The sequence below is a fragment of the Mycobacterium sp. TH-M11 genome (genome assembly GCF_057473725.1).
The window spans coordinates 1-10,669 of record NZ_JBYCLD010000212.1 but is presented as its reverse complement, the minus strand read 5'-3'; the positions used below and the strand labels follow the sequence as shown (position 1 = coordinate 10,669).

Genomic DNA, 10,669 nt, shown 5'->3' with positions numbered 1-10,669 from the left:
CGCGAGCGTCGACCGCCGCCACAAAGGCCAGCCAGTCTGAAGCGGCGGCAGCATCACGCCGTGGCTGCAGCTCAGCTCGGAGCCACTCGAATACGATTCAGGTACGACTTACGTCAGGAGGAAGATTTCGGATGTCTATCGCCACCTCCGTCGCTGTGGATCCGACGATTTCGGCGCCAATGACCAACGTTGCCGAGAACGGCTTCGAGGTGATGATTTACTGAGCTGCAATGGTTTTGGGCTTATGCCCCAGCGATTGAGTCCAACGAGGGCCTCAACACAAAAGGAGAATGTCATGGCGAAAGTGCTGCTTGTCCTCTACCCCGACCCGGTCACCGGGTATCCCCCGGTCTACGCGCGAGACAGCATCCCGTCGATCGGCGGCTACCCCGACGGCCAGACCCTGCCGACCCCGTCGGCGATCGACTTCACCCCCGGTGCGCTGCTGGGCTGCGTCTCCGGCGCGCTCGGGTTGCGCGCGTATCTCGAGGACGCCGGACACCAGTTGGTTGTGACGTCTGACAAAGACGGTCCCGACTCGGAGTTCGAACGCGAATTGCCCGACGCCGATGTGGTGATATCCCAACCATTTTGGCCGGCCTACTTGACCGCGGAGCGGATCGCCAAGGCGCAGCGTCTGAAGCTGGCCCTGACCGCCGGGATCGGTTCGGACCACGTCGATCTCGACGCGGCGATCGCTCGCGGCATCACCGTCGCCGAGGTCACGTTCTGCAACAGCATCAGTGTTGCCGAGCACGCGGTGATGCAGATTCTGACGCTGGTGCGCAACTTTGTCCCGTCCCATCGGTGGGCGGCCGACGGGGGCTGGAACATTGCCGACTGCGTGGAGCGCGCCTACGACGTCGAGGGCATGGACGTCGGCGTGATCGCCGCCGGCCGGATCGGGCAGGCCGTGCTGCGACGGATGGCGCCGTTCGACGTCAACCTGCATTACACCGACACCCGGCGGCTGCCGGAGACCCTCGAGAAGGAGCTGGGGGCCACCTACCACCCCGACGCCGCGTCGCTGGTCAAGGCGGTCGACATCGTCTCCATCCATGCTCCGCTGCACCCGCAGACCTATCACCTGTTCGACGAGAAGCTGCTGGCGTCGATGCGGCGCGGCTCCTACATCGTCAACACCGCGCGGGCGGAGATCTGCGTGCGCGACGCCGTGGTGGCGGCGTTGAACAGCGGCCAGTTGGCCGGTTACGCGGGCGACGTGTGGTACCCGCAGCCCCCGCCACAGGATCACCCGTGGCGCACGATGCCCAACAACGCGATGACGCCGCACATCTCGGGAACCACGCTGTCGGCGCAGGCCCGTTATGCCGCCGGTACCCGGGAGATCCTCGAGGACTTCTTCGCCGCCAAGCCGATTCGTGACGAGTACCTGATCGTGTCGGGCGGGGCGTTGGCCGGGACCGGAAAGGCGTCTTACACCGCCGGCGGCGGCGCGAGCCCGGGCAGCAGCGGCAGGTAGATCAGCCGATCGGGTACTCGACGCGGTCGGTGCCGTCCCAGCGGCGCAACGCCGCGAAGGTGCCGCTGATTTCGGCGGGCTGACCCGCCAGGGCCAGTACCGGTCCGAGTCGGGCACCTTCGACGTGACGGGCCACGGTGACGTGCGCCGTCCATTGGCCGGGCAGGCTATGCGGCAGCGGTCCGGGTAGCAAGTGTGGCCCGCAGGCCCGGTGAACGTCGGCATGCAAGGCCAGCAGCGCGGCCGTCGGCACGATAAGCCGGGCCAGCACGGCGTTGGATTGGCCGAACAGCAGCGGTGCCCCGACCCGGCACGCGAGCGGCAGTCGCCGCGCGATCGGCCGCAGCAACTCGTCGACATCGGTCGCGATCCGAGCCGCCACGGCCATCGTGACGTGCGGGCGGCCGGCCGGCACGCGGCTGGGCAGGTCGGCAGCGGCCAGGTCATCCCAGATCTGACGCAGCCGCGCCTCGGTGCCGGCGTCGAAGAGCAGCTCGACCGAATCCACCATCAGCCGACCAGACTGGTCACCCAGCGGCGGTCGAACGCATGCGCGCTCATCGCGGTGAACTCGGCGGCGCTGAGTCGGCCGGCGCCGGCGGGCAGCTCGGCGCGCATCGGCCCGAGGCGCACCAACGCCAACCGATTGGACGCCTCGACCACACCCGGAGGCAGCGGCCAGTTGCCGATCACCAAGCCAGAAAGCGGAATATTATGGGCGGCAAGCGATTCCAATGTCAACGCGGTGTGGTTGAGGGTGCCGAGCTCGGCGGTGGTGACCACCAGCACCGCGGCGCCCAGGTCGGCGGCCAGGTCGCGTAATGTCCCGCCGCCGTGGGCGAGCTCGACGAGCAATCCGCCCGCGCCCTCGACCAGGGTCAGCTGCCCCGGATGGTCAACGGTGTCGATGAGTTTGACGATGGTGCGCTTGCTGGGCAATGCCCTTCCGGCCCGCTCCGCGGCCGCCAACGGCGCCATCGGCTCCGGGTAGCGGGCCAGCCCGATCACGTTGCGTATTCCGGTCAGTCGCGTCACCTCGGCGAGGTCGTCATCGCCGGCGGCGGTGCCGGTCTGCACCGGCTTGCAGACGGCGACGGGGATACCGGCTTGGCAAGCGGCGGCCGCCAGGGCCGCAGTGGCAATGGTCTTGCCGACCCCGGTCCCGGTCCCGGTGACGACCAGGACGGTCAACGCCGGGCCGCGGCCAGCACGTCGGTCAGCACCGCGCGGGCCAGCTCGATGTCGTCGACGTCCAGCGACGCCCGCGCGGTCAGACGCAGCCGCGAGGTGCCGGCGGGCACGGTCGGCGGCCGGAAACACCCCACCTGGACACCGGCGTCCATGCAGGCCGTGGCGGCCGCCAGCGCCACTTCCGGTGCGCCGAGGATCACCGATACCACTGCGGACTGCGGTACCTGCGTGACGCCGCAGATGCCGGCCAGGGCGGCCGCGTGTCGCAGAACGGCGTCGGGCCGCCACGGCTCAGCGAGCAGAACGTGCAGGGCGGCCAGCGCCGCGCCGACCGCCGCCGGCGCCAGACCGGTGTCGAAGATGAACGGCCGGGCCGCGTCGATCAGGTGATCGCGTACCGCCGCCGATCCCAGCACCGCGCCGCCCTGACTGCCGAACGACTTCGACAGCGTCGTCGTCATCAGCACGTCGGGTGCGCCGGCCAGCCCCAGCTCGTGCAGCAGTCCCCGCCCGCCGGGGCCGCGCACCCCCAGGCCGTGGGCCTCGTCGACGATCAGCAGTGCCCGGTGCCGACGACAGGCCGCGTGCAGTTCGCGGATCGGGGCCAGCGCCCCATCGGTGGAGAACACGGACTCGGTGATGACGACGGCCCGCTCCTCGTCGCGTGCGGCCAACGCCGTGTCGACGGCGTCGACATCGCGGTGTGGAGTCACCACGACACGCGCCCGCGACAACCGGCACGCGTCGACCAAGGAGGCGTGCGACAGGGCGTCCGACACCAGCAGCGAACCGGGACCTGACAGCCCGACGACCGCGCCTTGGTTGGCGGTGTAACCCGACGAGAACACCAAACCCGCTTCGGCACCGACGAATTCGGCAAGGCCGCATTCCAGTTCCTCGTGCAGCGCCGTGTTGCCGGTGACCAGACGCGAGCCGGTCGCGCCGGCGCCCCAAGTGCGCAGCGCTTCGACACCGCCCTCGATGACCTGCGGGTGCTGCGACAGGCCGAGGTAGTCGTTGGACGCCAGGTCGAGCTCGGTGGCCACCGCCGGCCGGGGCCGTAAGGAACGTCGCAGCCCGGCCTGGCGGCGCGCCTCAGCGTGCGCCTCCAGCCAGGCCAACGGCAACGTGTCGATCTGTGTCATCGGGCTAAATCCTACGAGCACCGCTCAGGCGCGCGACCTCGACCATCGCCGAAGTGACCTGCGCGATCTCGCCGGGTGTGCAGATAAACGGCGGCATCGCGTAGACCAGGTTGCGGAACGGCCGCAACCACACTCCACGGTCCATGGCCTTTCGCGTGGCAACCGTCAGATCGATCGGGCGGTCGCATTCGATGACCCCGATCGCCCCGCATACCCGGACGTCGACCACTCCGGGCAGGTTTCGCGCCGGCGCGAGCCCGGCGGACAGACCGGCGCTGATCTGCGCGACCATCGCGCGCCAGTCCTGCCCGAGCAGCAGTTCCACCGCGGCCACCGATACCGCGCACGCCAGCGGATTGGCCATGAACGTCGGGCCGTGCATCAGCGCGCCGGCCTCGCCGGTGCTGATCGTGTGGGCGACCTCGGTGGTGCACAACGTCGCAGCCAGGCTCAGGTAGCCGCCGGTCAGAGCTTTGCCGACGCACATGATGTCGGGACTGACACCGGCGTGGTCGGCGGCGAACAACTCACCGGTGCGGCCGAATCCGGTGGCAATCTCGTCGAAGATCAGCAGCACGTCGTGCCGTCGGCAGATGTCCCGCAGGGCGATCAGGTACCGCGGATCGTGGAATCGCATCCCGCCGGCGCCCTGGACCACCGGCTCGACCACGACGGCGGCCAGTTCGGCGGCGTGCTCGGCCAGTTGCGCCTCGAATGCAGCGACGTAGGCCGGTTCGTAGTCGCGGGGTACCTGCGGGGCGAAGATCTGGTGTGCCAGGACGTCAGTCCACAGCGAATGCATACCGCCGTCGGGGTCGCAGATGCTCATCGGCGTGAAGGTGTCGCCGTGGTATCCCCCGCGCCAGGTCATCAGCCGCCGCTTGCCGGGTCGGCCGCGGCCGCGCCAGTACTGCAGCGCCATCTTGACCGCCACCTCGACCGAGACGGAGCCGGAGTCGCTGAAGAACACTGTCTCCAGTCCGGCCGGGGTGATCTCGACGAGCAGTTGCGCGAGTCGGGCGGCGGGTTCGTGGGTGAGGCCGCCGAACATGACGTGGCTCATGGTGGCAAGCTGGCGCGTCATCGCCGCGTCGAGCACCGGGTGGCCGTGGCCGTGAATCGCCGTCCACCACGAGCTCATCGCGTCGATCGCCTCGACCTGTTTGCCGTCGCGGATCAACGTGAGCCACGCGCCGCGGGCGCCGACCGCGACCACCGGTGGCATCGATTCAGCGCCGATCGTGCTGTAGGGATGCCAGACATGGGCCGTGTCGATCGCGCTGATCTGCGCGGGGGTGAGCCCGGAGATTCCTGCGGCCTCGGAAGTCATAGGGATCGAGGGTAAAGCAGCGCGCCGCCGGGCTGTGCAGTCGCAGAAATCCCGGGCATCGGGCAGCATTGAGGCCACCATGGTTTCGCCGCAGCAGTTCGACGACCCCTCTCCCGACCAGCACGATGACTCGCCGCCGCGGTTGCTGCGGCTGAGACTGGTGCCCTGGGATGTCATCTCACTGCTGACACTGCTCGCCCTGATCGCCGTTATTGCGTTTGGAACCGATTGGTATTCAAGGCTTTTCGGCTTCCTCAAGGACGTCTGCGTCGGCGATTGTCCGCCCGCGCCGTTCGGCATCGACTTCTACATCTATCCGCTGGTGTGGGGCGGCATCGGCGCGGCAGGCGCTGCAATGCTGCTCGGGCCCGCGGTGTCGCTGTTGAAAGGTTGGTACCTGTCCTTCTGGCCGCTGTTGGCCATCGTGCTCGTACTGGTCGCCTCGGGGGCGGGCGCGGCGCTCACCGACTACAGCGGCTCGTACTGGCATGGTGGATCCGGCGTCGAAGAATCGCCTCAGTGAGAGCGAAATCACAACGGCGCGCGCAGATTTGAGCTCGCCCGGGGTCGGCGATCACCGATCGGTCACGGTACGACAAAAAATGCCGCTGGGGGCCGGTAAAAAGTAGCTCTTCCTGGCATTTGTTGCCACAGTGTTGGTAGTGACTGTTGTGAATTCAGCGGTTCACCGGCGGGGGCGGCGTTGCCCTCGCGTGGGCGGGCCACTACAGCAGCCCCGGGGTGAATCGGCGAATGAGCCGCAGAGGCGTGAAGTCACCGCGCCGAAGCCACAGAGAGGTGTACACCATGAAGCGCAGCTTCGCCGTTAAGTCCAGCCTGGCCCTGTTGTTGACGCTGCCGATGCTCAACCCGTCCATCGCCGGCGCCGACCCGACCGGACCGACGTTGGTGGGCTATCAGCAGAACACCAACTACGTGGTTCAGCGCGCGCTCTCGCAGCGCGGCGTGCCGTTCCTCTACGGGGGCGGCAACTCGGCCGGACCGACCCGCGGCACCGGCCTGAACGCGAACATCGTCGGGTTCGACGCCTCCGGTTTGATCCAGTACGCCTATGCCGGCGCCGGGGTCAAGATGCCGCGCACCTCCGCCGAGCAGTGCGCGGTGGGCCGCAAAGTCGCGCCGGCACAGGCACGACCGGGCGATCTGCTCTGCTACGGCCCCGGCGGCACCCAGAGCGTCGCGATGTACCTCGGCAACAACCAAATGATCGAGGCCACGGAGCCGGCAGTCGCCGTCACTGCGGCCCGCACCAGCGGGATGGTTCCGTATCTGACTCGCATCCTGGAGTCCTGACCGGACGGCTCGGCGGCCGGCTTTCAAGCACGCACCTCGGCCGGCGGGTTAGGTAGATTGTCTGTCAATCATGACGATCGACCTGACTCGGCCAGCCGACGCCGGCGTTGTGCACCAAGGGCAACCCGCGACGGATAATCGCGCCGCGTTCTACCGCCACGACCTCGACGGGCTGCGCGGCATCGCGATTGCCCTGGTGGCCATGTTCCATGTGTGGTTCGGCCGGGTTTCCGGCGGGGTCGACGTGTTCCTCACGTTGTCCGGGTTCTTTTTTGGCGGCAAGCTGCTGCGCACCGCCCTCAATCCCGAGTCGTCGCTGTCGCCCGTTCCCGAAGTGGTTCGGCTGGTGCGCCGATTGTTGCCGGCGCTGGTGGTGGTGCTGGCCGTCAGCGGAGTGCTGACGATCCTGATTCAGCCGCAGACGCGCTGGGAGACCTTCGCCGACCAGAGCCTGGCCAGCCTCGGCTACTACCAGAACTGGGAGCTGGCCGGCACCGTCGCCGACTATCTGCGCGCCGGTGAATCGGTCAGCCCGCTGCAACACATCTGGTCGATGTCGGTTCAGGGCCAGTTCTACATTGCGTTCCTGGCACTGGTGTTCGGCGTCGCCTACCTGGCCCGGCACCGACTGGGCGGGCGGCTGCGGACTGCCTTCGTGGTGTTGCTCAGCGCGCTGGCCCTCGCGTCGTTCGTGTACGCGATCTTCGCGCACCAGGAGAATCAGGCGGCGGCGTACTACAACAGCTTTGCCCGGGCATGGGAGTTGCTGCTCGGCGCCCTGGCCGGCGCGCTGGTCCCCTACATCCGGTGGCCGATGTGGGTGCGTACCGCCGCTGCCACGGTCGCGCTGGCGGCGGTGCTGTCCTGCGGCGCGTTGATCAACGGTGTCCGGCAATTCCCCGGGCCGTGGACGCTGGTTCCTGTCGGCGCGGCCGTCCTGTTCATCCTCGCCGGCGCCAACCGCGCCGACCCGCCGCTACCCAGCCGGATGATGGCCACCCGGCCGCTGGTGCGGCTCGGCGCGATGGCCTACGCGCTCTATCTGTGGCACTGGCCGCTGCTGATCTTCTGGCTCGCCTACACCGGCCACGCGCATGCCAACTTTGTCGAGGGCGCCGCGGTGCTGCTGACCGCCGGCGTGCTGGCGTATCTGACCAACCGCTACATCGAGGAGCCGCTACGACTGCGCAAGCCCGCCGGTGCCGCGCCGCAGAGCACGGTCGTGGTGCCCTGGCGGACCCGGCTGCGTCGTCCGACGACGGTTCTGGGCTCGGTGGTTGGGCTGTTGGGCGTGACACTGACCGCGACGGCGTTCACCTGGCGTGAACACGTCAACGTCGAGCGTGCCAGCGGCAAGGAACTCAGCGACCTGAATGCCGTCGACTACCCCGGCGCGCGTGCACTGATCAGGCACGTGCGGGTGCCGACCCTGCGGATGCGGCCCACGGTGATCGAGGCGCAGACGGACTACCCGCCGTCGACCCGCGACGGCTGCATCGGCGACTTCAAGAGCACCGAGGTGATCAAGTGCAGCTACGGGGACAAGAACGCCACCCGGACCATCGCACTTGCCGGCGGTTCGCACGCCGAGCACTGGCTGACCGCACTGGACATCTTGGGTCACCGCTACCACTTCAAGGTCACGACGTACTTGAAGATGGGCTGCGCCCTGTCGACCGAGAAGATGCCGCGGGTGATGGGCAACAACGACCCCTACCCGGAGTGCCGCGACTGGGTGCCCAAGGCGATGGCCGCGGTGGTTGCCGACCACCCGGACTTCGTGTTCACCACGTCCACCCGACCGTGGAACATCAAGCCCGGCGACGTCATGCCGGGCACCTATGTCGGGATCTGGCAGACGTTTTCCGACAACAACATTCCAATCCTGGCGATGCGGGACACCCCGTGGCTGGTCAAAAACGGCCAGCCATTCAACCCGTCGGACTGCCTGGCCAAGGGCGGTGACGAGGTGTCGTGTGGGATCAAGCGCTCCGACGTGCTCGCCGACCGCAACCCCACGCTCGACTGGGTCGAACGGTTCCCAATGCTCAGGCCGCTGGACATGACCGACGCGGTCTGTCGCGCCGACATCTGTCCGGCCGTCGAGGGAAACGTGTTGGTGTATCACGACGCCCATCACCTGTCGGCCACCTACATGCGCACGATGACCGACGAGCTCGGCCGTCAACTCGGGCCGGCCACTGGTTGGTGGTGACCCGCCCGGCGACGATGCGGGCCGCCACGCGGCCTGAGGAGGAGCCGGGCCATGGGACCCGCCCGGCGACGATGCGGGCCATGGGACCTGCCCGGCGACGAGCGCAGCGCCATTAAGGTTCTCGACATGCCCCCGTCAGACCCGACCCGTGGCGCAGCCACGTCCCCACCGGCCCTGGCCACCGTGTGGCCCGGCAGCAGCTACCCGTTGGGGGCCAACTACGACGGCACCGGCACCAACTTTGCGCTGTTCTCCGAGATCGCCGAGAAAGTCGAGCTGTGCCTGATCGGCGATGACGGCCAGGAGTGCCGTTTCACCCTCGACGAGGTCGACGGCTACGTCTGGCACGCCTATCTGCCGGACGTCACCCCCGGTCAGCGGTACGGATTCCGGGTGCACGGGCCGTTCGACCCGGCGTCGGGCCACCGCTGCGATCCGAGCAAGCTGCTACTCGACCCGTACGGCAAATGCTTCGACGGCGAGTTCACGTTCAGCCAGGCGCTGTTTTCCTACGACTTGGCCGTCGCCGCGCAGGACCCCACCGACACCGGCGTGCCACCGCGGATCGACTCGTTGGGCCACACCATGACCAGCGTGGTGATCAATCCGTACTTCGACTGGGCCAACGATCGCTCGCCACGTACGCCGTACCACGAGACGGTGATCTACGAGGCACACGTGAAAGGGATGACCCAGAATCATCCGGCCATCCCGGAAGCGCAGCGCGGCACCTATGCCGGCCTGGCTCATCCGGCGATCGTCGAGCATCTCAAATCGCTGAATGTCACCGCGATAGAACTGATGCCGGTCCACCAGTTCATGCACGATGAACGGTTACTGGACCTCGGCCTACGAAATTATTGGGGCTACAACACGTTCGGATTCTTCGCCCCGCATTACCAGTACACCGCCAACCGGCGCGCCCGCGCCGCGGTCACCGAGTTCAAGTCGATGGTCCGGGCCTTTCACCAGCAGGGCATCGAAGTGATCCTCGACGTGGTCTACAACCACACCGCCGAAGGCAACCACCTCGGCCCCACGATCAACTTCCGCGGCATCGACAATGCCGCCTACTACCGGCTCGTCGACGACGATCTGAGTAGCTACAAGGACTTCACCGGTACCGGCAACAGTCTCAACGCGCGCCATCCGCACACGCTGCAGCTGATCATGGACTCGCTGCGGTACTGGGTAACCGAGATGCACGTCGACGGATTCCGCTTCGATCTGGCCTCGACGCTGGCCCGCGAGTTCTACGACGTCGATCGGCTGAGCGCGTTTTTCGATCTGGTGCAACAGGATCCGATTATCAGCCAGGTCAAGCTGATCGCCGAGCCGTGGGACGTCGGTGAGGGCGGCTACCAGGTCGGCAACTTTCCGGGTTTGTGGACCGAGTGGAACGGGAAGTATCGCGATACTGTGCGTGACTACTGGCGGGGCGAGCCCGCAACCCTGGGCGAGTTCGCCTCTCGGCTGACCGGGTCCTCGGACCTCTACGAGGCGACCGGTCGCCGACCCGGTGCCAGCATCAACTTCGTCACCGCCCACGACGGGTTCACCCTCAATGACCTCGTCTCCTATAACGAGAAACACAACGAGGCCAACGGCGAGGACAACCGCGACGGCGAAAGCCACAACCGGTCCTGGAACTGTGGGGTTGAAGGCCCGACCGACGACCCGGAAATCCTGACCCTGCGCGGCCGGCAGATGCGCAACATCATGGCCACCCTGATGGTGAGCCAGGGCACGCCGATGATCGCCCACGGCGACGAGATCGGCCGAACCCAAGACGGCAACAACAACGTCTACTGCCAGGACTCCGAATTGTCCTGGATGGACTGGACTTTGGTGGACAAGAACAGCGATCAACTGGAGTTCACCCGTAAGGTCACCGCGCTACGCAAGGCCCATCCGGTGTTTCGCCGCCGCCGGTTCTTCGACGGCCAGCCGATCCGCAGCGGCGACGAAGTCCGCGACATCGCCTGGCTGAC

General features: G+C 67.4%; 8 protein-coding genes and 1 pseudogene. 5 read left to right on the top strand and 4 right to left on the bottom strand.

Translation table 11 applies throughout. The features are described from left to right. The first annotated feature begins 295 nt into the window (after positions 1 to 295). Positions 296 to 1,483: an NAD-dependent formate dehydrogenase gene (locus tag AC2VOG_RS09220; RefSeq protein WP_486939604.1), complete on the top strand. Its 1,188-nt coding sequence runs from the start codon at positions 296 to 298 to the stop codon at positions 1,481 to 1,483. Between the two features lies 1 nt (position 1,484). Here AC2VOG_RS09220 and AC2VOG_RS09215 read toward each other — a convergent pair whose 3' ends face one another. Genes AC2VOG_RS09215 through AC2VOG_RS09200 form a run of 4 tightly spaced genes read right to left on the bottom strand, consistent with a single transcriptional unit; the run spans position 1,485 to position 5,149 of the window. Then, positions 1,485 to 1,994, bottom strand: coding sequence for a 2'-5' RNA ligase family protein (locus AC2VOG_RS09215; protein ID WP_486939603.1), 510 nt, complete (start codon positions 1,992 to 1,994; stop codon positions 1,485 to 1,487). Next, positions 1,994 to 2,674, bottom strand: a complete 681-nt coding sequence (gene bioD, locus AC2VOG_RS09210; RefSeq protein ID WP_486939602.1) for a dethiobiotin synthase — start codon at positions 2,672 to 2,674, stop codon at positions 1,994 to 1,996. Before bioD ends, AC2VOG_RS09215 begins: the two co-directional genes overlap by 1 nt. Beyond that, a complete protein-coding gene (locus AC2VOG_RS09205; RefSeq protein WP_486939601.1) occupies positions 2,671 to 3,819 on the bottom strand; it encodes an 8-amino-7-oxononanoate synthase in 1,149 nt (382 codons plus the stop codon). The genes bioD and AC2VOG_RS09205 overlap by 4 nt, the downstream gene beginning before the upstream one ends. A gap of 4 nt (positions 3,820 to 3,823) precedes the next feature. Continuing rightward, the gene (locus AC2VOG_RS09200) at positions 3,824 to 5,149 is read right to left on the bottom strand and encodes an adenosylmethionine--8-amino-7-oxononanoate transaminase (protein WP_486939600.1); all 1,326 of its coding nucleotides are present in this window, start codon (positions 5,147 to 5,149) and stop codon (positions 3,824 to 3,826) included. A gap of 79 nt (positions 5,150 to 5,228) precedes the next feature. On the opposite strand from AC2VOG_RS09200, the gene AC2VOG_RS09195 reads away from it, so the two are divergent. From AC2VOG_RS09195 to glgX, 4 genes and pseudogenes are all read left to right on the top strand, one after another. Beyond that, complete coding sequence (locus AC2VOG_RS09195; protein ID WP_486939605.1) at positions 5,229 to 5,672, top strand: hypothetical protein; 444 nt, start codon at positions 5,229 to 5,231, stop codon at positions 5,670 to 5,672. Between the two features lie 284 nt (positions 5,673 to 5,956). Next, positions 5,957 to 6,454, top strand: a pseudogene (ripD, locus tag AC2VOG_RS09190) (NlpC/P60 family peptidoglycan-binding protein RipD); the annotation flags it as partial. A gap of 79 nt (positions 6,455 to 6,533) precedes the next feature. Further along, the gene (locus AC2VOG_RS09185) at positions 6,534 to 8,678 is read left to right on the top strand and encodes an acyltransferase family protein (protein ID WP_486939599.1); all 2,145 of its coding nucleotides are present in this window, start codon (positions 6,534 to 6,536) and stop codon (positions 8,676 to 8,678) included. Between the two features lie 126 nt (positions 8,679 to 8,804). Next, positions 8,805 to 10,669: glycogen debranching protein GlgX (gene glgX, locus AC2VOG_RS09180; protein ID WP_486939598.1), on the top strand; the 1,865-nt coding region annotated here is incomplete at its 3' end.

Coding starts and splice junctions, on each gene's coding strand:
- AC2VOG_RS09220 (WP_486939604.1), top strand. CDS start 296: ATGGCGAAAGTGCTGCTTGTCCTCTACCCCGACCCGGTCACCGGGTAT.
- AC2VOG_RS09215 (WP_486939603.1), bottom strand. CDS start 1,994: ATGGTGGATTCGGTCGAGCTGCTCTTCGACGCCGGCACCGAGGCGCGG.
- AC2VOG_RS09205 (WP_486939601.1), bottom strand. CDS start 3,819: ATGACACAGATCGACACGTTGCCGTTGGCCTGGCTGGAGGCGCACGCT.
- AC2VOG_RS09200 (WP_486939600.1), bottom strand. CDS start 5,149: ATGACTTCCGAGGCCGCAGGAATCTCCGGGCTCACCCCCGCGCAGATC.
- AC2VOG_RS09195 (WP_486939605.1), top strand. CDS start 5,229: ATGGTTTCGCCGCAGCAGTTCGACGACCCCTCTCCCGACCAGCACGAT.
- AC2VOG_RS09185 (WP_486939599.1), top strand. CDS start 6,534: ATGACGATCGACCTGACTCGGCCAGCCGACGCCGGCGTTGTGCACCAA.